This window comes from Stenotrophomonas sp. CC22-02 (assembly GCF_004365115.1).
GTDB lineage: Bacteria > Pseudomonadota > Gammaproteobacteria > Xanthomonadales > Xanthomonadaceae > Stenotrophomonas > Stenotrophomonas forensis.
On sequence record NZ_SOCO01000001.1, the window covers coordinates 2,961,229 to 2,984,806 of the forward strand.

Below are 23,578 nucleotides of genomic sequence, written 5' to 3' on the forward strand. Positions count from 1 at the left end.
GGGTTTGCCGTATCTGGCCTCATCGGTGAAAATCGGGACATCCCCCCGATTTCTGCGAGAGCCGATGCACCATGACACCGACCTGATCAACATCGTGGCCGTTGGCCTGGGGCTCGCCTTCATCTTCGGCGCGCTGGCCAACAAGCTCCGCTTGTCTCCGCTGGTCGGTTATCTGGTTGCTGGCATCTGTGTAGGCCCGTTCACTCCCGGCTTCGTCGCCGACCAGGCGCTGGCCAACCAGCTGGCCGAACTGGGCGTGATGCTGCTGATGTTCGGCGTTGGCCTGCACTTCTCGCTGAAGGACCTGATGGCGGTCAAGGCGATCGCCATTCCCGGCGCCATCGGCCAGATCGCGGTGGCCACGCTGCTCGGCTGGGGTGTGGCCTCGCTGATGGGCTGGCCCGCCATCCATGGCGTCATCTTCGGATTCTCGCTGGCCACCGCCAGTACCGTGGTTCTGCTGCGGGCCATGGAGGAACGCCGCCTGCTGGAAACCATGCGCGGCAAGATCGCGGTCGGCTGGCTGATCGTGGAAGACCTGGCCTGCGTGCTGGCGCTGGTGATGATGCCGGTGATGGCCGGCGTGTTCGGCCCCGACGCGGCCAAGGAATCGCACTCGCTGGGCAGCGTGCTGGCCGATATCGGCTGGACCTTCGTGCAGCTGGGCCTGTTCGTGGCAGTGATGCTGGTGGTCGGGCGCCGGGTCATTCCGTGGATCCTGGAACGCATTGCCGGCACCGGTTCGCGCGAACTGTTCACGTTGTCGGTGCTGGCGATCGCGCTGGGCGTGGCGTTCGGCTCGGCGATGCTGTTCGGCGTTTCATTCGCGCTGGGCGCGTTCTTCGCCGGCATGCTGCTCAACGAATCGGAACTGAGCCACAAGGCCGCGCATGATTCGCTGCCGCTGCGTGATGCGTTCGCGGTGCTGTTCTTCGTCTCGGTCGGCATGCTGTTCGACCCGAACATCCTCATCCAACACCCGTGGCAGGTACTGGCCACGGTGCTGATCATCATGTTCGGCAAGTCAGCGGCGGCATTCTTCATCGTGCGCGCCTTCGGGCACCCGACCAGCACTGCGCTGACCATCTCGGCCAGCCTGGCGCAGATCGGCGAATTCGCCTTCATCATCGCCGGCCTCGGCGTGGCCCTGCAGATCCTGCCGAAGGAAGGCCAGTCGCTGGTCCTGGCCGGCGCGCTGGTCTCGATCATGCTCAACCCGTTGGTGTTCGGCCTGCTGGACCGCTGGCAGGCCAAGCAGGAGCAGTTGCCACAGCCGCCCGAGCCGGAAGAAGCCACTGGCCCGTCCCGGGACCTGCATGACCACGCCATCGTGATCGGTTACGGCCGGGTCGGCAGCGAACTGGCGCAGGTGCTGCGTGACCGTGGCGTGCCGGTGCTGGTGATCGATGACAACAAGGAGCACGTCGAGCAGGCCCACGCCAAGGGCCTGGCGGCGATCCGTGGCAGCGCCGCCGCTGATCGGGTGCTGGCCGAGGCCCACCCGGAGCGCGCGAAGATCGCGGTGTTGGCGATTCCGCAGCCGCTGGAAGCCGGCGAGGCGCTGGCCAAGCTGCGCGCGATCAATCCGGACCTGACCCTGCTGGCGCGTGCGCACAGCGATGCCGAGGTTAAGCATCTGCTGGAACACGGTGCCGATGGCACGGTGATGGCCGAGCGCGAGCTGGCCTATTCGCTGGCGGAGATGATCATGTCGACGCCGCCGTACCGGAACCTGGGGCAGCACAGCGTTCCGGTGGTGTGAGGGGGGCGGCAGGGCTTGCAGCCCTGCACCTGCCGAAGCAACGGCAACGGCAACGGCAAAAGCAGAAGCTGGCATTCCGTGGGATGGCGGGGTGTGTCCAGTTGCTGTTGGTGGGTGTCGACCTTGGTCGACACGGCGGCACAAAAAAATCCCCGGTCGACCCGCATCGACCGGGGATCTGGATCGCCACGTTGCCACTGCCTTGGAGAGGCAATCCCACCGTAGCGCATCGCAGCGCCCGTGGTGATCGCCTGTGGCGATGACAACCAAGCGTGCGGCTATCAGGCGTTGGCCAATGCCTGCTCCAGGTCCGCGCGCAGGTCGGCGATGTGCTCGATGCCGATCGACAGCCGCACGGTGTCCTCGCTGACGCCGGCCTTGGCCAGCTCGGCCGCGTCCAGCTGGCGGTGGGTGGTCGAGGCGGGATGAGTCGCCAGCGACTTGGCATCGCCCAGGTTGACCAGACGCGTGAACAGTTTCAGCGCATCGAGGAAGCGCGCGCCGGCTTCGCGGCCGCCCGGCAGGCCGAAGGTCAGCACGCCCGAGCCGTGTCCGCGCAGATAGCGCTGCGCGCCAGCATGCTCGGGGTCGTCAGCCAACCCGGCGTAGCGCACCCAGGCCACCTTGGCGTGCGATTTCAGGAACTGCGCCACAGCCAGCGCATTGGCATTGATGCGCTCCATGCGCAGGGCCAGGGTCTCGATACCCTGCAGGATCAGGAACGCATTGAACGGCGACAACGCCGCGCCGGTGTTGCGCAGCGGCACCACCCGCGCGCGGCCGATGTAGGCGGCCGGCCCCAGCGCTTCGGTGTAGACCACGCCGTGGTAGCTCGGGTCGGGCTGGTTGAGGCGGGCGAAGCGTTTTGGCTGCGCCGCCCAGTCGAAGCGGCCGGAGTCGATGATCGCGCCGCCGAGGCTGTTGCCGTGGCCGCCCAGGTACTTGGTCAGCGAGTGCACCACGATGTCGGCACCGTGCTCGAACGGGCGCAGCAGGAACGGGGTGGCCACGGTGTTGTCGACGATCAGCGGCACGCCGGCGGCATGCGCGACGTCGGAGATCGCCGCGATGTCGGTGACGTTGCCGCGCGGGTTGCCGATCGACTCGACGAACACCGCCTTGGTGCGCTCGTCGATCAGCCCGGCAAACGCAGCAGGATCGGCCGGATCGGCGAAGCGCGCCTGGATGCCGTACTGCGGCAGCGTGTGCGCCAGCAGGTTGAGGCTGCCACCGTACAGCGCGCTGGACGCCACAATGTTGTCACCGGCCTCGGCGATGGTCTGGATCGCGTAGGTGATCGCGGCCTGCCCCGAGGCCAGTGCCAATGCGCCGATACCGCCTTCCAGCGCGGCCAGGCGTTGCTCCAGCACGTCGGTGGTGGGGTTCATGATGCGCGTGTAGATGTTGCCCGGCACCTTCAGGTCGAACAGGTCGGCACCGTGCTGGGTGTCATCGAAGGCATAGGCCACGGTCTGGTAGATCGGCACTGCTACCGCGCGGGTGGTCGGGTCGGGACGGTAGCCGCCGTGCACGGCCAGGGTTTCCAGTTGCCACTGCGGGTCGCTCATTGCACCAGGCTCCATCCGGGGAAACCGCCAACATAGGCCAAGCGCGGCCAGTCGCTGAATGCCGCTGGCGATGACGCCCATACCGCCGGTTATCAGGTTGGCCGCGATTCAGGCAGCCGTCATGGCCCGTTGCTAGGCTTCGCCGCCGGGCGATCCTGCCCGGGCATGGAGGCCCAATACGCATGCAGCCCTCTCCCTGGACACCCGCCGCCAGCGGCGCGCCGACCCTGGTCCTGCTGGTGGAAGACGATCGCCGCCTGGCCGAGCTGGTCAGCGACTATCTGCGCGAACATGGCTTTGCCGTGCAGCACGTTGCCCGCGGCGACCTGGCCGGCGCGGCGTGCCGCCAGCATGCACCGGAACTGGTGGTGCTGGACCTGATGCTGCCGGGCCTGGGCGGCATCGATGTGTGCCGGCAGATCCGCAGCTTTTCCGATGTGCCGATCCTGATGCTGACCGCCTGCGAGGACGATATCGAGCAGGTACTGGGGCTGGAATCGGGCGCCGACGACTACGTGCACAAGCCGGTCGAACCACGCCTGCTGCTGGCCCGCCTGCGCGCCCTGCTGCGTCGCCGTCATGGCAGCAGCACTTCCGGTACGCCGTGCCGGTTGATGCATGGCGAACTGTTGATCGACCGCATGCAGCGCGAAGTACACCTGCACGGTCAGCCGGTGGAACTGGGCACAACCGAATTCGAGATTCTGTGGCTGCTGGCCAGCCAGCCTGGGCAGATCCTGTCGCGCGACCAGATCCTGCAGGCGGTGCGCGGCATCGGCTTCGATGGGCTGGACCGCAGCGTCGATGTCAGCATCGGCAAGCTGCGCCGCAAGCTTGGCGACGACGCACGCGAACCCCGGCGGATCAAGACCGTGTGGGGCCGCGGCTACCAGTTCAATCCCTCGGCCTGGTCAGCATGAAGCGCCTGTTCCTGTGGCTGTGGTTCGTCACCAGTGCCTGTTTCCTGGTGTCGGTGTTCGTCCTCAACCACATCCTGGACGGCATCTACCTACCGGTACAGGATCGTGTGTTCGCCGAGCAGGTGCGCGGGCAGGTGTATGCCCTGCGCACCGGGCTGGCCGGCCTGGACGCTGCACAGCAGCGCGCGCGCGTGCAGCAGTGGCAACCTCACTATGGCATTGCGCTGACCCTGCTGGAGACGCCTCCCGTGCTCGACGCGCAGGAGCAGGCCCATCTGCAGGCACAGGGCTTCATCGTCCGCGATCGTTACCAGCAGATCCTGTTGCCCATCGAAGATGCCGGCGGCCGCTGGCTGCACCTGCGCCTGCCCGGCGAGGTGCTGATGACCACCTACATGTCCATCGCCGCCTACCTCAGCATCCTGCTGCTGGTCGGGGCCAGCCTGTATGCCTGGGTCCGGCTGCTGTGGCGCGACCTGGAAGCGCTGCGCCTGCATGCCGACCGCATCGGCGCCGGCGACCTGCAGGCGCGGGCGCAGGTGTCGCCGCGCTCACAGATCCGGGTCATCGTCGACCATTCCAACCGCATGGCCGCGCGCGTGGCCGAGCTGGTGCAGCGCCAGCGTGACCTGACCCACGCGATCTCGCATGAACTGCGCACGCCGATTGCACGCGTGGCATTCGGGCTGGACCTGATGCAGGACAGCGACGATCGCGCGCGTCGCGCGAATCTGGCGCAGGGACTGCACGGCGACCTGGCTGAACTCAACCGGCTGGTGAGCGAACTGCTGGCCTATGAACGCCTGGAGCACCCCAGTGCAGGAGAGCCGCTGCAGCGCATCGAGGCCAACGACTGGCTGCAGGCCTGCCTGGCCGATGCGCGCCGCGACGCCGAACGGGCGGGCCTGGTACTGCATGTGCAGCCCAGCGCGCTGCCGCGGGTGGATGCCGAACCGCGCCTGCTGCAGTTGGCACTGAGCAACCTCGTGGGCAACGCGCTGCGCCACGCGCGTTCGCAGGTGGAAGTCTCGCTGGTGGGCGTAGGCGGCCGCGCCTGCCTGCGCGTGGATGACGACGGCCCCGGTATCGCCGAGGCCGACCGCGAAAAAGTGATGCGCCCGTTCACCCGGCTGGATGACAGTCGCAGCCGCGATACCGGTGGTTTCGGCCTGGGCCTGGCCATCGTCAACCGCATCGCGGCGCGTCACGGTGGCGAACTGCGCATCAGCCGCGCCACGCTGGGCGGCGCTCGCCTGGAAATGCACTGGCCGCTGGCTGCCAGCTGAACGCCAACAGGCGTGATTACAGTTGCTTACAACTCCCGCACAACTGCGGACGGATCAGTCGACGGCCAATCGCCACGCTGTCGACCCTGCAGCGCGCGCCGGATGCGCGTGCTGCATTCCTCCCATTGTCGAGAGTGCCCATGTCCCAGCGTCACCGTACCCCGTCCCTGCTCTGCCTGGCCCTGCTGCCGCTGTTCGCCGCCCCGATCGCCCATGCCAAGGATGACCACTGGACCTTCGAGGTGGCCGCCGGTGCCGGCGTGACCCCGCGCTACAGCGGCAGCAAGGACTTCCAGGCCTCGCCCATGCTGTCCTTCGACGCCCGGTCACCCGGCGGCTGGTTTCTGGGCACCAGCGGCATCGGCTGGGGCACGGCCATTGGCGAGCATACCCACCTGCGCGCCTACATCGGCGCCAGCGGCAGCCGCCGTGACAAGGACTCCGCTCTCGGCGGTTCCGACGTCCTGCGCGGCATGGGTGATATCCGTACCCGTCCCCTGGTCGGCCTTTCGGCGGGTTATACGCTGGGAGAAGCCGTGCTGAGCGGCACCTGGCAATTCACGCGCAAGGACGAAGACCGTGGCGACAACGGCCTGGCCACCCAGCAGATGCACCTGAGCCTGGCCCTGCCCCTGTTCGACCTGGCCGGTGGCGTGGTCAGCGGAAGCGTCTCCACCGAGTATGGCAACCGCGGCTACATGCAGACCTGGTACGGCGTCAGCCCGGAGCAGGCCGCGCGTACCGGCTTTGCCCGGCACACGCCGAAAGCCGGCCTGGTGAGCGCCGGCCTCGGCCTGAAGTGGAGCCATCGCGTGGGCCGCAACGGCAACTGGTACATCTCGGCCGAAGGCACGCGCCTGCTCGGCGACGCCGCCGACAGCCCGATCGTGCAGAAGCCGAACCAGTTCGGCCTGATGAGCGGCTACACGCACCGCTTCTGAGGGCGCGCCGGGCCCGACCCGGCGTTGCTCACGGAAAACAGGGCGCTGCGCTCAGGCAGCGCCCCGATGGACTCACGCCTTGGCGAACACCAGGTGACCGCCGTCGTTGCCGACTTCGATGGTGTCACCGTTGACGAAGGCGCCGGAAAGGATCTTCTGTGCCAGCGGATTCTCCAGCTGTGCCTGGATCGCGCGCTTCAACGGGCGTGCGCCATACACCGGATCGAAGCCGACGTTGCCCAGCAGGTCGAACGCTGCATCGGACACCATCAGCTTCAGCCCACGCTCGGCCAGGCGCTTCTCCAGGCCGCGCATCTGGATGCGCGCGATCTGCTTGATCTGCTGCTTGTCCAGCGGGTGGAACACCACGATGTCGTCCAGGCGGTTGATGAACTCCGGGCGGAAGTGCGCCTGCACCACGCCCATCACCGCCGCCTTCATCTGCGTGTAGGCCTCCGGGCTGTCATCACTGCTCATGTCCTGGATCTGGTGCGAGCCCAGGTTCGAGGTCATCACGATGACGGTATTGCGGAAGTCCACGGTGCGGCCCTGGCCATCGGTCAGCCGGCCATCGTCCAGCACCTGCAGCAGGATGTTGAACACATCCGGATGCGCCTTCTCCACTTCGTCCAGCAGGATCAGCGAGTATGGGCGACGACGCACGGCCTCGGTCAGGTAACCACCCTCTTCGTAACCCACGTAGCCCGGAGGGGCACCGATCAGGCGGGCGACGCTGTGCTTCTCCATGAACTCGCTCATGTCGATGCGGATCATCGCGTCGGCACTGTCGAACAGGAATTCGGCCAGCGACTTGCACAGCTCGGTCTTGCCCACGCCGGTCGGGCCGAGGAACAGGAACGAGCCGGCCGGGCGGTTCGGATCGGACAGGCCCGCACGCGAACGGCGCACCGCATCGGAGACGACCTTGATCGCTTCCTCCTGGCCGACCACGCGGTTGTGCAGCACCTCTTCCATGCGCAGCAGCTTGTCACGCTCGCCTTCGAGCATCTTGTTGACCGGAATGCCGGTCCAGCGCGACACAACCTCGGCGATTTCCTCGTCGGTGACCCGGTCCTGCACCAGCTTGAAGTCCTTGTGTTCGGCCTCCTGCGCAGCGACCAGCTGCTTTTCCAGCTGCGGCAGCAGGCCGTACTGGATCTCGCTCATCCTGGCGAAATCCTGGCGGCGCTGCGCCGATTCCAGCTCCAGCTTGGCCTGCTCGACCTGCTCCTTGATCTTGGTTGCCCCCTGCAGCGCGGCCTTCTCCGACTTCCAGATTTCATTGAGGTCGGAGAACTCGCGCTCCAGCGCATCGATGTCGTTTTCCAGATCGGCCAGGCGCTGCCGCGAAGCCTCGTCCTTTTCCTTCTTCAGCATCTCGCGCTGGATCTTCAGCTGGATCACACGACGTTCCAGGCGATCCAGTTCCTCCGGCTTGGAGTCGATTTCCATGCGCAGGCGCGAGGCGGCCTCGTCCATCAGGTCGATGGCCTTGTCCGGCAACTGGCGGTCGGTGATGTAGCGGTTGGACAGCGTCGCAGCGGCGACGATGGCCGGGTCGGTGATCTCCACGCCGTGGTGGACCGCGTACTTCTCCTTCAGTCCACGCAGGATGGCGATGGTGTCCTCCACCGACGGCTCACCCACGAATACCTTCTGGAAACGGCGCTCCAGCGCGGCATCCTTCTCGATGTACTTGCGGTACTCATCCAGCGTGGTGGCACCCACGCAGTGCAGCTCGCCGCGCGCCAGTGCCGGCTTCAGCATGTTGCCGGCATCCATCGCGCCATCGGCCTTGCCGGCACCGACCATGGTGTGCAGCTCGTCGATGAACAGGATGATCTGGCCTTCGCTCTTGGCCAGGTCGTTGAGCACGCCCTTCAGGCGCTCTTCGAACTCACCGCGGAACTTGGCGCCGGCGATCAACGCACCCATGTCCAGTGACAGCACGCGCTTGCCGCGCAGGCCCTCGGGCACCTCGTCATTGATGATGCGCTGGGCCAGGCCTTCGACAATGGCAGTCTTGCCCACGCCGGGTTCGCCGATCAGCACCGGGTTGTTCTTGGTCCGACGCTGCAGCACCTGGATGGTGCGGCGGATTTCCTCGTCACGGCCGATCACCGGATCGAGCTTGCCGCTCTCGGCGCGCGCGGTCAGGTCGATGGTGTACTTTTCCAGCGCCTGCCGCTGCTCTTCGGCATTCTCCGACTGAACGTTCTCGCCGCCACGCAGCTTGTCGATGGCGGTCTGCAGGCGCGCCTTGTCGGCACCGGCGGCGCGCAGCGCCATGCCCAGCGTGCCGCCATCCTCCAGCGCGGCCAGCACGAACCACTCGCTGGCGATGAAGGCATCACCGTGCTGCTGGGCCAGCTTGTCAGTCTGGTTCAGCAGGCGCCCAAGGTCGTTGCCCATCGAGACGTTGCCGGCCTGGCCGGACACCTTCGGCAGCGCGTCCAGCGCCTCGGTCAGGCGCTCGCGCAGTACCGGCACGTTCACCCCGGCCTGGGCCAGCAGCGGGCGCGTGCTGCCACCCTGCTGGTCCAGCAGCGCACTGAACAGGTGAACCGGTTCGATGATGCTGTTGTCGCGGCCCACGGCCAGCGACTGTGCGTCTGCCAGCGCCTGCTGGAAACGCGAGGTGAGCTTGTCCATCCGCATTGCAGAACCTCATCGGTGATCAGGGCCGGCCACTGCCGGCGATGCTGGAAAGATGCGGTTGCCCCACCCGGTTTCAAGGGTGACTGCGACTGCATCCGGAGGCCAGTCAGCCCGCGGCCAGCATGCCGCACCGCATGTTGCCGCCGCGTTGATCCTGCGCAAGCCAGTGCGCACGTGGCACTGGAATCGGCGCATCACGGATGCGATACTTGCGAATCATTCTCATTTCGATCAAGGCCGCGCACCCCGTCCATGCCTCCCCACCACGAACAACTGGGCGTGCTGTACCGCGATCACCGCGCCTGGCTGCAGGGCTGGTTGAGCGGTCGCGTGGGCAATCGCGATGTGGCCGATGACCTCACCCAGGACACCTTCGCCCGCTTGCTGCAGAGGCGCGACCTGGCCGCACTGCGCGAGCCGCGTGCGTTCCTGACCACGGTCGCGCGCGGGCTGGCCGCCAACTGGTTCCGGCGCCAGGCACTGGAGCGCGCCTACCTGGAGTACCTGGCGCAGTTTCCAGAGCCGGTGCTGCCCTCACTGGAAGAGCAGGCGCTGGTGCGCGAGGCCCTGCAGCAGATCGACACGATGCTCGACGGCCTGCCCGCGATGGCACGCCGGGTGTTCCTGCTGGCGCAGTTCGATGGGCTTCGCTATGAGGCCATCAGCGAACAGCTGGGGCTGTCACTGTCGACGGTGAAGCGGCACATGAAGCGGGCGCTGCTGGGCTGCCTGGCGCATGCCGGCTGAGACCGCCGCCGCACCGGCCCTTCCGCCGCGCGTATTGGAACAGGCCGCCGACTGGCTGATGCGCCTGCACGAGGACGACAGCGCGGCGCAGCGCGCGCAATGGCAACGCTGGCACGATGCCGATCCGGCACACGCCCACGCCTGGCAGCGCGCGGAACGTCTGTTGGCGCTGACCGCTCAGGTGCCCACAGCGCTGGCCCAGCGCACCCTGCAGCCGCCCGCGTCGGCTGGGCGCCGCGCCGTACTGCGCAGCGTCGCCGCTCTGCTGGTGGCGCCACTCGGTGGATGGCTGGCCTGGCGGTTGTGGGACGACGCAGCGTGGGATGCCAGTGCGCGCACGGCCGTGGGCGAGCGCGCCCAGCAGGTGCTGGACGATGGCAGCGTGCTGCACCTGGATACCGGCACTGCGGTCGACATCGCATTCGATGCGCATGCGCGCCTTCTGCGGCTGCGCCATGGGCAGATGCTGGTGGAGACAGCCGCTGATCCACAACGCCCGGCGAGGCCGTTCCGGGTCACGACCCCCTACGGCACGCTGCAGGCACTTGGCACCCGTTTCAGCGTGCGCCTGTTCGGGGAGGACGCCCTGCTGGTCGTCCAGCACGGCGCGGTGCGGATCTCCACACCGGGTCAACAGCGCCAGGTCGACGCCGGGCAGCAGGTGCGCTGGAACCTGGCCCGGCTGCCACGGCCCATGCCTGCGCCGCCCGGCGCTGACGCGTGGGTCCGGGGCATGCTGGTCGCCGATGCAATGCCGCTGCAGCAGGTCTTGCAGGAGCTGGGGCGCTACCAGCACCGCTGGCTGCGCGTGGACCCGCGCATCGCCGGCCTGCCGGTGTCCGGCGCATTCCCGCTGGACGACCTGCAGCGCAGCCTGTCGATGCTTGCCGCCACCCATGCGCTGCGGATCGAGCAGGGGCTGTGGATCCACGTGTCGGCTGCGGGGCATCGCGGCTGACACTTTTCCGCGCGTCGCGTGGCAGAGGGTATGAACCCCTCACTTTCCTCCCCATGACCGTGAACCTGCCCCGGCTTCGACTGAGCCTCCTCGCCACCGCGCTCGCCGCCACACCCGCGCTGGCTCAATCACCGCCCGATGAATCCCTGCACGTCCAGCGCAGCACCGTCTCGCTGGGCAGTGCACTGGGCGCGTTCGCCGCCGAGCATGGCGTGGCCCTGTCCTTCGACCCCGCGCTGACCCGTGGCCGCCAGGCTCCCCCGATTGCCACGGGGCTGGACGTGGACGCAGGATTCGACGCACTGCTGCACGGCAGCGGGCTGCGCGCGGTGCGCCGCGCCGATGGCAGCTACACCTTGCAGCGTGCGCAGCTCTCGGCAGGCGCACGACGCACCAGTACCCTGCACGTGCCGGGCCAGGACACCGGTTCGACCTTCGGAGGCAGCCTGCAACTGGACCGCAGCTACGTCGCGGCGCAGGCCGCCGGCAACGGTGACATCACCCGGCTGCTGCGCATCCATCCCGCCGTGCAGTTCGACAATGCCGACCAGGGCAGCTTCAGCCCCGGCGAGATCCGTCCTGCGGAAATCAGCATCAATGGTGCGAAGTTCTATCAGAACGCGTTCATCGTCGATGGCATGAACTTCAACAACGACATCGACCCTGGCGCGGATCCGGAGGTGTACCGGCTGTTCTCCGTTCCAGGTGGCTCGCAGGCGCTGGCACTGGACAGCAGCCTGCTGGAAGACGTCACCGTGCATGACAGCAACGTTTCGGCCGCCTATGGTGGATTCAACGGCGGCGTTGTCGAAGCCAGCACCCGGCGACCATCACGCACCTTCAGCGGCCGCCTGTCCACCCAGTCCTCGCGATCTTCGTGGACGCGCTACCACCTGGACGCCGCCGTCGCAGACAGCTACCAGAAGGCGTCCGGCGCGAATGACGGGCAGCCGGAATTCAAGAAGACCACCACGCGCGCCGATCTGGAGGGCTATCTGACCGACCGCATCGGCGTCCTGGCCAGTTTCACCCGCAAACGCTCGACCATTCCCACCTACAACCTGCAGTCGCACCTGGTCGACGACGCGCATCCGGAGAAACAGATCCAGCGGCGCAGCATCGACAATCTGTTCGTCAAGGCGATCTGGGAAGCGAGCGACACGCTCGACATCGAGGCGAGCTTTACCCGTGCGCCGGAGGAATCCCACTACTTCCGCTCCAACGTCCCCGGTGCCGGCATCGACATCATTGGCGGCGGCCGCCAGGCGATGCTCAAGGCGACGTGGTCGCCGCAATGGGGCACTCTGACCCAGCAGGTGGGCTGGAGTTCTACCGAGCAGTCCCGCCATCCACAGTCTGCGGACTACATGAGCTGGTACTGGGCCGAGGGCAAGGACTGGGGAACCTCAGGCAGCTCGCTGGAAGGTGAATTCGGCGATATTGACCAGGCGCAGAAGACGCTCCAGTACCGTGCCGATCTGATACTGGCACCGCAGCGCTGGCTGGGCATGGAGCATCGTTTCGCGGCAGGCGTCCAGTACCAGCACCAGGATGTCGACTACGAGCGCCTGGACGACACCTACATCTATGTCTCGCCGGCGCGCACCACCAGCTGCACCAACAAGGCCGGCATCACCGACACGCAGACCTGCTGGATTGGCCTGACCCGCACCGGCCGCGCCAACACCAGCAACTGGCCCGGACAGTTCTTCACCAGCCGCACCTATTACACGCGCGGCCGGCTGGACTTCCAGATCGACAGCTGGAGCGCCTACGCCGAAGACAGCATCCGCGCGGGGCGCCTGTCGCTGCGCCCCGGCCTGCGCATCGACCATGACAGCTACATGCAGCACACCACGGTCGCACCGCGCCTGGCGATGTCACTGGATCTCGACACCGCCGGCGACACTCAGCTGATCGCGGGCGCCAACCGCTATTACGGCCGTAACGCGGCCACGTGGCGGCTGCGCGATGGCCTTGATCGGCTGCAATACAGGAACCAGCGCCGCCCCACCCTCGACAGCGAGTGGACCGCAGGTACGCAGACCGCCAACGGGCTGCATTTCGATCGCCTGAGAATCGCCTACGACGATGAGCTGATGCTGGGCGTCAAGCAGCAATGGAAGGGCTGGGAGTTCCTCGGCAAGGTCGTCAACCGCAAGGGGCGTGACCAGGTCGTGCGTTCCAGCAGCCGGGTGCAGGACGAACGCGCGGATGACCCTTCGCTGGCCACCCACTACGAAACCTGGAGCAACGACGGCCGCAGCGAGACACAGATCATCAGCCTTACCGTGCGCCCCCTGCACCGCCTGCAGTTCGGCGGAACCAGCACCACGGGCCTGCTGGCGCTGGACTGGACCGACAGCCGCTCTTCTGCACCCGACTACGAGGACGACTTCAGCACCGCGTACTACGAGAATCCGATCATCCGCTACGACGGCAGCTACATCCGCTACCGCGATCGTCCGGCAGACAACTTCAACCGCCCATGGACCGCGCGACTGGCCACCACCACGCATATCCCGGCAGCTCGGCTGACCTGGGGCAATACGCTGCGCTACCGGGCCGGCTATCGCGCGATACGGGACACCGGACTGAAGGATGTCCATGACGGCCAGAGTGTTGCGGTCTGGGAAAGACGGCGGTTTGCCCCCTCGTTGATCTGGGACATGCGCATTGGCTGGGAGCAGCCGTTGTCGACGATGGGCACGGTGTTCGCCAACGTGGATGTGTTCAACGTGCTGGATCGGCGCGCGGTGAATGGCGTATCCAGCAGCGTCAGCCGCGCGCCGTACTACGAAATGGGACGCTCGTTCTGGCTCGAAGTGGGCTACCGGTTCTGAAGCCCGCGCGCCGCCGCAGGCTTGGCTGGATGGTGGTGCTGCTCAGCGCCGTGCTGGCCAGCGCTGCACAGCCACGTCCTTCCCAGCCGGTCTGCGCGCCGGCTCCGGGCAAGGCGGAACGCTGGGAGGGCGCCTGCCTGCGCGCCCTGTACAGCGGGCCCAGCGCAGGCTGGCCCGCGCCCGACGTGGAAGCCGGCGTCCTCTGGCAGGAACTGGCCCCGCTGCCGTCGCCCGTCGATCCACCGGACAATCCTTCCACGCCAGCCAAGGTGGCGCTGGGACGGCGGCTGTTCTTCGATCCGGCTCTTTCGAAGTCGCGGCAACTGGCCTGCGCCAGCTGCCACGATCCGGACCTGGGCTGGGCCGATGGTCGCCGCGTGTCCTTCGGTCATGATCGCCAGCCCGGCCGCCGCAATGCGCCCAGCGTTGCGATCAGCGCGCACGTGGCACCGCTGTTCTGGGATGGACGCGCGGCCACGCTGGAAGCGCAGGCGCTGCATCCCATCGCCGATCCCATCGAGATGGGGTTCAGTGCCGGCGGCGCCGTGCGTCGCCTGCGCCGCGATGCGACCTATCGCGCTGACTTCGTCGCGGTGTTCGCGCAGCCGCGCATCGATGCCGCGCAGCTCGGCCAGGCCATCGCCGCGTTCGAGCGCAGCCTGTCGCCGCGCAACAGCCGCTTCGATCGCTTCCTGCGCGGCGATACGCGAGCACTGGACGACGCCCAGCTGCGCGGCCTGCACCTGTTCCGCACGCAGGCCGGTTGCATGAACTGCCACAGCGGGGCAGCACTCACCGACAACGGCTTCCACAACCTGGGCCTGCATTTCCACGGCCGCCCGCGGCAGGATCTGGGCCGCTACGAAGTCACCGGCGATCCGGCCGACAGCGGGCGCTTCCGCACGCCCTCGCTGCGAGGCGTGGCCAACACGGCACCGTACATGCACAACGGCCTGATCCCGCGCCTGTCGGGCGTGCTGGCGTTCTACAACGTGGGCGGCGCGCGCCCGCGCGCACCGGGCTCGCTGCCGGCTGATGCGGCGCCATTCCCGGAGCCGGATCCACTGCTGCGGCCGCGCGGGCTGGGCCGCCAGGATCTGCAGGACATCGAGGCGTTCCTGCAGAGCCTGTAGCCGCGGATCAGCCGCCTGCAGGCAGCGTGGGAGCCGGCTTGGGCGGCAACAGCGGTGGCGCCGCCGCAACGGCCACCGGGCAGCCATAGGTGCCTTCAACATCCATGTACAGGCTGTAGCGCTGGGTCGCGGCAAAGCCCACGCGCCAGTCCGGGTTGAACAGCGGGTTGGGCCCGGGCGACAGCCCCAGGTCCATCGGCAGGTTCAGCACTTCCTCCCCGATCATGACCGGCGTGGTCGCCTCCACGAACTGGATGTCTTCGCTGCCTTCGGTGGTGATCACGTTCTTGCGCCGGATCGCCGACGCGGGTGGGGTGGCCGGCAACGTTCCGCGGGCCTGGAAGGCGCCATTGAAGCCGGTATCCACCTTGACCAGCACGTTCTGCTTGCCAGCGCGGATCGGATAGCGGACGTCGTACGCATCCGCCCATAGCGAGGACAGCGTGGCCATCCGCCGCGTGCACGGCACCGGACTGGCCGTGGCCTGGATCACCAGCGCATCCTTGTTGACCCGCACCCGGCCCAACGCACGCAGCACGTCCAGGCCGATGCGCGGCAGGTCGTCCTGGCCCAGTACCGCAAAGGACACATCGCGCACGGCGACACCACCGATGTCCAGTTCGACCGGTGCCGCCAGCGCATACAACGTGCCAGGCCTGCCATCGACCGCCATGAAGCCCTCGGTCAGCGTCAAGCCAAGCTCGGTCGCCAGCGCTCGGCCGATGCGCGAGTGTGCGGCGCCGCTGTCCAGATGCACGCGCAGCTCGCGTTCACCGGCTGCGGTGCGCAGCTTCAGGCTGAGCGTCGGCAGTTCGTTGTCCAACTGTAGGGGGACACGGATGTCGCGGGCAGGTGCCTGCGCCGCCATCGCGTTGCGCGGCCATGCGGTAAACCGCTCGAAATGCGGCTCGCTGAGGCCGGCAAGATGGATGTCGCGCAGCCTGGGGCTCAGCATGGGGCGGATATCGCGCTCCATCAGCGTGCGGACCTGGAGCATCTGCGTCGCCCAACCCGCGATATCGCCCCGCAGGAGCAGATTGCCGGCCAGGGTGGCCGAACACAGGTACTCGACCCCCTTCACACTGTCGGCCGCCTCGCTGGCCACGGCCTTCAGGCACTCCTGGGCCGCCTGGCTGGAGCGGTCCAGCTCGCCACGCACGCGGTAGAAGCCTGCCTGGCCCAGCTTGCCCTTCACACCGGGTGACTTGCCCAACGTCTGCAGCCGGGTCAGTTCGGCAAGGCGCACGCTGCGGGTGTAGCCGTAGGGATCGCCCAGTTCGCCATCGCGCGTCTCGACGGCCGCAGCCGAGGCCACTGTCGTGGCGAACAACGCACTCACGCCCAACCACATTCGATGCATCGAGGTCACTCCTGTCTACCTGACCCCGACCGTATCACGCTGGCGATGACACCTGCCCCTGCCGTCTTCAGCCTTCAGCCTTCAGCCGCGGGTGATCGCGCTGCGGATCGCCTGCAGCTGCTGCTTGACCGCCCGTGCCTGTGCCGGGTCCATGCGCAGCAGCGCCTTCTGGCCGATGGACCTCGACTGCAGGGTCGGATCAACGAAGCGGTAGCGGCCGCGTTCATCGCGTTCCACCTGCGGCGACTGCGCCAGTTCCGGCGTGTCCAGCAGGTGGTCGATCACCGCGACCAGGCGGTCATTGAAATAGCCCTCGGGCCGGCCAAGATCGACGTAGGCCTGTTGGATCAGCGGATAGAAGCGCTTGTACGCAGCCGCCGTTGCCGCCGGGTCCAGCGAAGTGAACGCCTGCACATAGGGCGCATAGCGCGCCGCGTTGCCGGCGGCGATGCGCTCACCGCCTTCACCGGGTTCCACCTGCAGGCTGCCGGGCAGCGGGCGCGCAGCCAGTGCGGTCGGCGGCACGCTGGGCTTGTCCAGGTTGTCGACCTGGGTGACCAGGCGCTGGATCAGGTGGTCGCGCAGCAGCAGGGTCAACGGCCCCTCGCCCTGGAACAGCTGGCTCAGCGCGCCCCAGGCGGCGGCATCGCTGTCAGCCAGCTTCGGCAGCGCCGGGTCGGCGGCGGCCCCGGTATCCAGCGGATGCTTGATCGGCGGGGGGGCTGACGCGGGCACTGTGGCTGCCTTCGGTTGTGGCGGTGCACCGCTGCTGGCGGGAGGGGACTGCACCGGCACCGACACACCGTCTGCCAGGCTTTTCAGCTGATCGCGGAACAACCAGCCCCCCGCGCCACCGATCACCACCACGCCCAGCACCCAGGGCCATACCGCCTTTCCACTCTGCATGATGCAGTCCCTCGTTGTTCACCTGCATGGACAAGGTGTGACCGGATTGATTGCGATGGGTTCCCCGCCTGTTCCGCTGCCGTTGGGGTTGGCGCCTGCGCATGCGCCACGCTCACGCCTGCTTTGCACAGCGTGCGCGAGGCTGGGGGTCTTGTCGTGCGGAGACGCTGCCATGCAGTACGCGCTGTACTACTGGACCGGCATCCAGGGCCGGGGTGAATTCGTGCGGCTGGCGCTGGAAGATGCCGGCGCCGACTACATCGACATGGCGCGGGTGCATGGCGATGCGGTGATGCAGCCGTTCCTCGATGGAAACAGCGAGGGAGCACTGCCGTTCGCACCGCCGTTCCTGAAGGCGGGCCGCCAGGTGATCGCGCAGGTGGCGGCCATCCTGGATTTTCTCGGCCCGACCCTGGATCTGGTGCCGCAGGCCGCGTCGCGGCGGATGCAGGCGCTGCAGTTGCAGCTGACCATCGCCGACCTGGTGGCCGAGGTGCATGACACCCACCATCCGATCGCCGCATCGAAATACTACGAAGAGCAGAAGACCGAGGCCAAGGCGCGTGCGGCTTCACTGCGTGGCGAACGACTGCCGAAGTTCCTCGGCCATTTCGAACAGGTACTGGCCGCCAATGGCGGCCGCCATGCCCTGCGCGAGCATTCCTATGTGGATCTGTCGCTGTTCCAGCTGCTGAGCGGGCTGGACTACATGTTCCCGCGGCGGATGCAGGCGCTGGCGCCCACCCTGCCCCTGCTGCGTGCGCTGCAGGAGCGTGTGGCGAAGCGGCCGAACATCGCCGCCTACCTCACTTCGGAACGGCGGCTGGCGTTCAATACCAACGGCATCTTCCGCCACTACCCGGAACTCGACGCAGAACGGTAGTGCCGGCTGCTGGCCGGCATCACCGTGCGGTCAGCTGCCCCCGCCCAGCGGCTTCACCGCCTGCTTCTGCAACGACAACAGCCCCAGCAGCAGCGCCAGCGCCACGTAAGCGCCGGCGAACTGCCAGCTGATGATGCGCGCCAGCCCGTCCAGGTCCCACGGCAGGTAGATGCCACCGCGCGGGTCCACCGAGTGGATCAGGCCGAACAGGGTCAACAGCGCAGCCACCAGCAGGAAACCGCAGGCGCGGCGCAGGCGACCATCAACCATCGCCGCCACTGCCGAGATCCACAGCATCGAGGTGATGATGAAGCCGTTGCCGAGAGTGAAGATCACCGCCAGTTCCGGCAGGCCGTGGCCGTCCAGCTTGGTCAGCAACTGCGGCAGCTGGTCCGGCGCGATCCAGCCCGGCGCCTTGATCGCCAGCAGGTACGCCACCGACGGCAGGAAGCCGAACACCATCGCACCGGTGTGGTGGCGCGGCGTGGCCTGGAACGCCTGGGTGGTGATGTCGATGGCCACGTACACGATGATCGGTGCCAGCACTGCCAGCGGCAGCCACTGCACCAGCCCGGAGATGATGCCGAGCATGCCGCCGATGCCCACGAACAGGCCGGTCAGCAGCGTATAGCCGCTGCGTGCACCCATGTGCTTGTAGGCCGGCTGGCCGATGTACGGCGTGGTCTGCGCAACGCCGCCGCAGACACCGGCCACCAGCGTGGCCACCGCTTCCACCAGCAGGATGTCGCGGGTGCGGTAGTCATCACCGGCCGCGCGTGCGCTTTCGGAAACGTTGATGCCGCCGACCACCATCAGCAGGCCGAACGGCAGCAGCAGCGGCAGGTAGGTCATCGCCGTGGGCAGGCCCTCGAGGAAGCCCAGCGTCGGCAGTGGCAGCACCACCTGCGGCGGCACCCACGCCGGCACATGGAAGCCCGGCGCGCCCAACCCGGCCAGGCCCAGGCCGTAATACAGCACGGTGCCGAACACGAAGGCCAGCAGCACGCCCGGGCCACGCACCGGCAGCTTGCCCTTGGCGATCAGCACGTACAGCAGCAGGCCCAGCGTGGTGAAGCCGACCAGCGGCGAGCGCAGCGTTTCCAGCAGCGGCAGCAGGCCCATCAGCACCAGCGCGATGCCGGCGATGGACCCCAGCAGCGCGGCACGTGGCAGCGCGCGGGTGACCGCTTCGCCGAAGAACGACAGCACGAACTTCAGCACGCCCATGATGACCAGCGCGGCCATGCCCAGCTGCCAGGTGGCGATGCCGGCGGCATGCGGGTCCAGGCCCTGCTGCTTGAAGGCGATGAAGGCCGGGCCGAGCACCAGCAGGGCCATGCCGATGCTGGTCGGCGCATCCAGGCCCAGCGGCATGGCGGTGACATCGTCGCGGCCGGTACGCGCAGCCAGCCGCCGCGCCATCAGGGTGTACAGCAGGTTGCCGACCAGCACGCCGAAGGCGGTGCCGGGGAACATGCGGCCGAACACTACCTCGGCGGGGAACTGGAAGATCCCCACCAGGGCCATGGCGATGAAGCCGAGGATGGAGAGGTTGTCGACGACCAGGCCGAAGAAGCCGTTGAAGTCGCCGGCAACGAACCAGCGACGCGGTGCGGCGGAAGCGGGAGCGGACATGGAAGGGGCGGTGGGGGTGGGGACCGCCGATGGTAGGCCCAGCGGGGCCGGCGCGCCAATTCCGTCATGGAATGATGGGTTCCAGCGAACGGCGGAGCCCCTCGTGGCTGGGGGTGGGTCGCCAAAAGCAGCCTTATCGTAGTGGGCCGTGCGGGGTGGGCTGCGCAGGACACGCCGTAAACCCGTCCCTGGGGGCTCGATGGCGCCATCCATGGCGCCAACGGTCCTGCGCAGCCCACCCCGCCCGGCCCCTGACAGTTTCCTGCGCGTGCCAGCCACGGAAGAGAATCAAAAGATCAAAAGCAAAAGCGGGTCGCTTCGCTCTGTGCCGAGCATGGCTCGGCTCTACACGAACAATTCGATCATTTCCACGCTGTCCACGCATGGCGTGGATCTACCGACAGATCGCGGAAAACTGTCGAAGGCGGGGTGGGTCCGGTTGCGGGGGTGTCCGCGGCATGGATGCCGCGGCCAAGCCCCCAGGGATGGGTTTACGGCGTCCCCCGCAACTGGACCCACCCCGCCATCCCTCAGGAAACCCGCTTCTGCTCTGGCTCCGGCTCGTAGCGGGTGCAGGGCGCAGCCCTGCATCGCCCACCCTACTTCTTCAGAAAGTTGTCCACCAGCAGATGCTTCACATCGTCGAAGCGGCCGTTCAACACCGCCTTGGCCGCATACAGCGCAGTACCCGCCACCTGCTTCGCCTCGATCTGCGGCGGCATCACCAGCTCCGCGCGGCTGGTATGCACATCCAGCAACGCCGGGCCGCGCTGGGACAGGAAGTCCTGCACCGCTTCCTCCAGATCCTCGCTGCGGGTGACGGTTCGGCCATGGAAGCCGATCACCTCGGCCAGACGGCCGAAATCCGGGTTTTTCAGGTCGGTGTAGTTGTCCAGCAGGCCTTCCACCTTCTGCTCCAGCTCGACGAAATTCAGCGAGCCGTTGTTGAATACCACCACCTTGATCGGCAGGTTTTCCTGCACGGCGGTCAGCAGGTCGCCCAGCAGCATCGCCAGGCCACCGTCGCCGGACAACGAGATCACCTGCCGCCCCGGGAACGCCTTCTGCAGGCCCAGCGCCTGTGGCATCGCATTGGCCATCGTGCCGTGCAACAGGCTGGTCAGCGTGCGGCGGCGGCCGTTGACCCGGATATGCCGCAGTACCCACACCATCGGTGAGCCACCGTCGGCGGTGAACAGCGCGTCGTCCGTCGCGTACTTCGACAGCAACGCGGTCAGGTGCTGCGGATGGATCAACTCGCCCTCGCCCGGCTGCTCTTCCTGTTCGCGCTTCTTCAGTGCCTTGTCGCGGCGCTCGATGCATTCGTCCAGGAAGCTGCTGTCCTCGCGTGGCGGCAGCATCGGCAACAAGGCGTCCAGCGTCGGCGCGATGTCACCGACCACGCCCAGGTTCACCGGATGGCGGCGGCCCAGGTGGCTGCCGTCACGATCGACCTGGATGATCGTGGCCTTGTCCGGATAGAACTGGCCCCACGCGAAATCGGCACCGAGCAGCAGCAGCGTGTCGCACTCCATCAGCGTGTGGAAGCCCGATTCGATGCCGAAGATCCCGGTCATGCCCATGTTGTAGGGGTTGTCGGGCTCGACGAAGTCCTTGGCCCGCGAGGTATGCGCGACCGGCGCCTGCAGCCGCCGCGCCAGTTCCAGCAGCTGCGGGTGTGCGCCCTGGCAGCCTGCACCGGCATAGATGCCGATGCGCTTGCCCTGCCCCAGCAGCTCGGCGATGCGTTGCAGTTCAGCGTCGGACGGGCGCAGCACCGGCTGGGTGTAATGCACCGAAAACGGCACATCGTGCTTCACTTCGGCCTCGCTGATGTCGGCCGGCAGGATTACCACCGCCACGCCTCGGCGGCTGATCGCGGCCTGGCAGGCCAGTGCCACCACGCGCCGCGCCTGCGCAGGGCTGTGCACCTGTTCGCAGAACACCGTGCAGCTGCCATAGACCGCCTTGAAATCCACTTCCTGCGGGAACTCCATGCCCAGCTCGCTGGTGACGATCTGGCTGGCGATCAGCACCATCGGCGCACGATTTCGATTGCTCTCAAAGATGCCGTTGATGAAGTGCAGGCCACCGGGGCCGCAGGAGCCGGCGCAGGCGGTCAGTTCGCCACTCACCAGCGAATCGGCGCCTGCTGCGAACGCTGCCACTTCTTCATGGCGCACATGCACCCACGCGATCTCGCTGCCATGCATCGCATCGGTCACATGGTTGAGCGTATCGCCCACGATGCCATAACAGCGGCGGACACCGGCCTGCTGCAGGGTGTCCACCACGATTTCGGCCACGCGCTTGCTCATCGGATACATCCTCGAACGGGGGAACGTCCGAGGCTAGACCCAGTGAAGTGATGCTTCCGCAAAAAAAGGGGACGGAGGGAATTAAGTCGTTTGCGGCACAAACGACTTAATTCCCTCCGTCCCCTTTTTTCAATCGCTGACGTTGATCCAGCCCAGCACCGCACCGTGTTTCGGATTCTGGTAGCGCAGCTTCATCCATCCATCCTGTTCATCCAGCATTTCCACACGGTCGCCCTGCACCAGGTAACGCTGGGTGCTGGACGCGCCGGGCTTGTCGAACAGGAACAGGCGCGCGGGCACCACGGTCGCCTGCTGACCACGCAGCGGCCCGCCAGGCGGTGCGCCCAGGCCATCGGCGATGGCGGTCTCCAGCACCTTTCCAGCGGGGTCATAGGTCCGCCAGACCGCCAGCGGGCCCTGCTCGTCGCTCTGCTCCCAACGCAGCGCGGCGTTCAGCGTGTCGCCCAGCATCAAGACGCTCTCGGCGCGGTACAGATAGAGCTTTGAACCTGCAAACCGGTACTGGTCGGCGTACCACATCGGGCCACTGCGGCAGCTGCTGGTGAGGGTGCGGCTCGCACGATCGACCGTCAGCCCCATCAGGTCACCGCAGCTGTCCTTGCCGTGGGTTTCAGCCTGCAGCGCGCGGAACCCGCCACTTGCCGGATCAAAGCGGTACACCGCCACCGCTTCATTGACCATGCCCACCGATGCGCGTGCGATCAACTCCGGGTAACCATCGAAGTCGACGTCCTCCAGACCCCACTTCGAATTGCCGTCGGCGTCCGCTGCGCCCGCCAGCGCCTGGCGCTTGCCCGACGGCGAAAGCTGCACCGCGATGCTGCCATCCTGCTGCGGATCGGCGTGCGCCTGCACGTGGGCGGCCAGCTGGAACCGCAGCGTTTCGCTGCCGTCCCCGCCCGCCTGCGCGGCCGGGGCCAGCACGCCTGCCAGCACCACGCCCAGCACCCACTCCCTGTAATCCATCATCGCTCCCTGCGGCACCGCGGCGGCACCTTCAACTCAGAACGATACCTCGACCGGCTGCCGCGACCACAGCACCGACTGATGCTTGGTCTGCTGCTTCCAGGCCAGGCGGATCGCCTCGATGTCGGCCCGGCGCTGTGGGGTGTCCTCGTGCAGCACCACCAGCACCTTGGTGCGCAGGCGGTTGGGCGAGGCATCGCCGCGGAACAGCCACTGGCCGTAGGCATCGAACACGGTCAGGCCATCCGGGAAGCGCGGGGTCACTTCCTTGTCCAGGAACGCGCGCCACTGCGCCTCGCTGATGGTGTCGGCCTGCGGACGGCTGCCTGCGCCCTGCTCTTCGCCCACGCCGAAATACAGCTCGCTGCGCACCCAGCCGTGGCCGTCGGACGGGCGCGCCGCATCGCCCTGCAGTTCGGCGGTGGTGGCCGTGGCATACGCACTGGGCGCCTGCGAGGACAGGCTGGCGCAGCCGCTGGTGGCCAGCAGCACGGCAAAGACGAGGCCAAGGTGTTTCATCGGTACAGCTCCGGACAAGAGGGGGGGCAAGGCGAGCCGGCAGCGTACAGCGCCTCCGGCCCGGCGTGCTGATGCCGGCGGGGCATCAGCTCATGCCGGACCGGCAGGGGCTTGCATCGGCAGCGGTCATCACGCGAAGATAATATATCGCTTC

General features: G+C 67.3%; 17 protein-coding genes. 9 read left to right on the forward strand and 8 right to left on the reverse strand.

What is annotated here, in order from left to right; all coding sequences use genetic code 11:
- Nucleotides 1-64 precede the first annotated feature (64 nt).
- Nucleotides 65-1,762, forward strand: coding sequence for a YbaL family putative K(+) efflux transporter (ybaL, locus tag N440_RS13610; RefSeq protein ID WP_133935394.1), 1,698 nt, complete (start codon nt 65-67; stop codon nt 1,760-1,762).
- Nucleotides 1,763-2,043: 281 nt separating this feature from the next.
- On the opposite strand, the gene N440_RS13615 is transcribed toward ybaL, so the two are convergent.
- Entirely contained in the window at nt 2,044-3,330 is a 1,287-nt protein-coding gene (locus N440_RS13615; protein ID WP_133935395.1) for an aminotransferase class I/II-fold pyridoxal phosphate-dependent enzyme, read from the reverse strand.
- A gap of 182 nt (nt 3,331-3,512) precedes the next feature.
- Between N440_RS13615 and N440_RS13620 the strand changes: the two genes are divergently transcribed.
- The 3 genes from N440_RS13620 to N440_RS13630 all read left to right on the forward strand — a co-directional run bounded on the left by N440_RS13620 (nt 3,513) and on the right by N440_RS13630 (nt 6,477).
- Nucleotides 3,513-4,250, forward strand: coding sequence for a response regulator transcription factor (locus N440_RS13620; protein WP_133935396.1), 738 nt, complete (start codon nt 3,513-3,515; stop codon nt 4,248-4,250).
- Nucleotides 4,247-5,536, forward strand: coding sequence for an ATP-binding protein (locus tag N440_RS13625; protein WP_133935397.1), 1,290 nt, complete (start codon nt 4,247-4,249; stop codon nt 5,534-5,536). The genes N440_RS13620 and N440_RS13625 overlap by 4 nt, the downstream gene beginning before the upstream one ends.
- A 140-nt stretch (nt 5,537-5,676) precedes the next feature.
- Entirely contained in the window at nt 5,677-6,477 is an 801-nt protein-coding gene (locus N440_RS13630) for a MipA/OmpV family protein (protein WP_133935398.1), read from the forward strand.
- A gap of 72 nt (nt 6,478-6,549) precedes the next feature.
- On the opposite strand, the gene clpB is transcribed toward N440_RS13630, so the two are convergent.
- Nucleotides 6,550-9,135 carry an ATP-dependent chaperone ClpB gene (gene clpB, locus N440_RS13635; protein WP_133935399.1) on the reverse strand — a complete coding sequence of 862 codons (2,586 nt, stop codon included), beginning with the start codon at nt 9,133-9,135 and terminating at the stop codon, nt 6,550-6,552.
- Nucleotides 9,136-9,387: 252 nt separating this feature from the next.
- On the opposite strand from clpB, the gene N440_RS13640 reads away from it, so the two are divergent.
- The 4 genes from N440_RS13640 to N440_RS13655 are packed head-to-tail and all read left to right on the forward strand — an operon-like array spanning nt 9,388 to nt 14,816.
- Nucleotides 9,388-9,882: a sigma-70 family RNA polymerase sigma factor gene (locus N440_RS13640; protein ID WP_133935400.1), complete on the forward strand. Its 495-nt coding sequence runs from the start codon at nt 9,388-9,390 to the stop codon at nt 9,880-9,882.
- Nucleotides 9,872-10,840, forward strand: a complete 969-nt coding sequence (locus N440_RS13645; RefSeq protein ID WP_133935401.1) for a FecR domain-containing protein — start codon at nt 9,872-9,874, stop codon at nt 10,838-10,840. Before N440_RS13640 ends, N440_RS13645 begins: the two co-directional genes overlap by 11 nt.
- A gap of 53 nt (nt 10,841-10,893) precedes the next feature.
- Nucleotides 10,894-13,683, forward strand: a complete 2,790-nt coding sequence (locus N440_RS13650; RefSeq protein WP_133935402.1) for a secretin and TonB N-terminal domain-containing protein — start codon at nt 10,894-10,896, stop codon at nt 13,681-13,683.
- Between the two features lie 29 nt (nt 13,684-13,712).
- The gene (locus tag N440_RS13655) at nt 13,713-14,816 is read left to right on the forward strand and encodes a cytochrome c peroxidase (protein WP_243831350.1); all 1,104 of its coding nucleotides are present in this window, start codon (nt 13,713-13,715) and stop codon (nt 14,814-14,816) included.
- Nucleotides 14,817-14,823: 7 nt separating this feature from the next.
- Here N440_RS13655 and N440_RS13660 read toward each other — a convergent pair whose 3' ends face one another.
- Together N440_RS13660 and N440_RS13665 are read right to left on the reverse strand one after the other, a co-directional pair.
- Nucleotides 14,824-16,176, reverse strand: coding sequence for an aspartyl protease family protein (locus tag N440_RS13660; RefSeq protein ID WP_243831351.1), 1,353 nt, complete (start codon nt 16,174-16,176; stop codon nt 14,824-14,826).
- An 81-nt stretch (nt 16,177-16,257) separates the two neighbouring features.
- A complete protein-coding gene (locus N440_RS13665) occupies nt 16,258-17,082 on the reverse strand; it encodes a DUF3014 domain-containing protein (protein WP_133935403.1) in 825 nt (274 codons plus the stop codon).
- Between the two features lie 172 nt (nt 17,083-17,254).
- Here N440_RS13665 and N440_RS13670 point away from each other — a divergent pair, with 172 nt between their 5' ends.
- Nucleotides 17,255-17,965 (forward strand): glutathione S-transferase, encoded by a 711-nt coding sequence (locus N440_RS13670; RefSeq protein WP_053450599.1) that lies wholly within the window; start codon nt 17,255-17,257, stop codon nt 17,963-17,965.
- 30 nt (nt 17,966-17,995) lie between these two features.
- On the opposite strand, the gene N440_RS13675 is transcribed toward N440_RS13670, so the two are convergent.
- From N440_RS13675 to N440_RS13690, 4 genes are all read right to left on the reverse strand, one after another.
- Complete coding sequence (locus tag N440_RS13675; RefSeq protein WP_133935404.1) at nt 17,996-19,600, reverse strand: hypothetical protein; 1,605 nt, start codon at nt 19,598-19,600, stop codon at nt 17,996-17,998.
- 599 nt (nt 19,601-20,199) lie between these two features.
- Complete coding sequence (locus tag N440_RS13680) at nt 20,200-21,918, reverse strand: thiamine pyrophosphate-dependent enzyme (protein WP_133935405.1); 1,719 nt, start codon at nt 21,916-21,918, stop codon at nt 20,200-20,202.
- 129 nt (nt 21,919-22,047) lie between these two features.
- Nucleotides 22,048-22,905, reverse strand: coding sequence for an SH3 domain-containing protein (locus N440_RS13685; RefSeq protein WP_133935406.1), 858 nt, complete (start codon nt 22,903-22,905; stop codon nt 22,048-22,050).
- A gap of 36 nt (nt 22,906-22,941) precedes the next feature.
- A complete protein-coding gene (locus tag N440_RS13690; protein WP_133935407.1) occupies nt 22,942-23,424 on the reverse strand; it encodes a DUF3574 domain-containing protein in 483 nt (160 codons plus the stop codon).
- Between the last annotated feature and the right edge of the window lie 154 nt (nt 23,425-23,578).

What these genes read in the sequence shown, in the direction of transcription:
- N440_RS13650 (WP_133935402.1), top strand. Translation starts at nt 10,894, where the DNA reads ATGACCGTGAACCTGCCCCGGCTTCGACTGAGCCTCCTCGCCACCGCG.
- N440_RS13670 (WP_053450599.1), top strand. Translation starts at nt 17,255, where the DNA reads ATGCAGTACGCGCTGTACTACTGGACCGGCATCCAGGGCCGGGGTGAA.
- N440_RS13690 (WP_133935407.1), bottom strand. Translation starts at nt 23,424, where the DNA reads ATGAAACACCTTGGCCTCGTCTTTGCCGTGCTGCTGGCCACCAGCGGC.
- clpB (WP_133935399.1), bottom strand. Translation starts at nt 9,135, where the DNA reads ATGCGGATGGACAAGCTCACCTCGCGTTTCCAGCAGGCGCTGGCAGAC.
- N440_RS13640 (WP_133935400.1), top strand. Translation starts at nt 9,388, where the DNA reads ATGCCTCCCCACCACGAACAACTGGGCGTGCTGTACCGCGATCACCGC.
- N440_RS13660 (WP_243831351.1), bottom strand. Translation starts at nt 16,176, where the DNA reads ATGCATCGAATGTGGTTGGGCGTGAGTGCGTTGTTCGCCACGACAGTG.
- N440_RS13665 (WP_133935403.1), bottom strand. Translation starts at nt 17,082, where the DNA reads ATGCAGAGTGGAAAGGCGGTATGGCCCTGGGTGCTGGGCGTGGTGGTG.
- N440_RS13655 (WP_243831350.1), top strand. Translation starts at nt 13,713, where the DNA reads ATGGTGGTGCTGCTCAGCGCCGTGCTGGCCAGCGCTGCACAGCCACGT.
- N440_RS13680 (WP_133935405.1), bottom strand. Translation starts at nt 21,918, where the DNA reads ATGAGCAAGCGCGTGGCCGAAATCGTGGTGGACACCCTGCAGCAGGCC.
- N440_RS13675 (WP_133935404.1), bottom strand. Translation starts at nt 19,600, where the DNA reads ATGTCCGCTCCCGCTTCCGCCGCACCGCGTCGCTGGTTCGTTGCCGGC.
- N440_RS13630 (WP_133935398.1), top strand. Translation starts at nt 5,677, where the DNA reads ATGTCCCAGCGTCACCGTACCCCGTCCCTGCTCTGCCTGGCCCTGCTG.
- N440_RS13625 (WP_133935397.1), top strand. Translation starts at nt 4,247, where the DNA reads ATGAAGCGCCTGTTCCTGTGGCTGTGGTTCGTCACCAGTGCCTGTTTC.
- N440_RS13615 (WP_133935395.1), bottom strand. Translation starts at nt 3,330, where the DNA reads ATGAGCGACCCGCAGTGGCAACTGGAAACCCTGGCCGTGCACGGCGGC.
- N440_RS13645 (WP_133935401.1), top strand. Translation starts at nt 9,872, where the DNA reads ATGCCGGCTGAGACCGCCGCCGCACCGGCCCTTCCGCCGCGCGTATTG.
- N440_RS13685 (WP_133935406.1), bottom strand. Translation starts at nt 22,905, where the DNA reads ATGGATTACAGGGAGTGGGTGCTGGGCGTGGTGCTGGCAGGCGTGCTG.
- ybaL (WP_133935394.1), top strand. Translation starts at nt 65, where the DNA reads ATGCACCATGACACCGACCTGATCAACATCGTGGCCGTTGGCCTGGGG.
- N440_RS13620 (WP_133935396.1), top strand. Translation starts at nt 3,513, where the DNA reads ATGCAGCCCTCTCCCTGGACACCCGCCGCCAGCGGCGCGCCGACCCTG.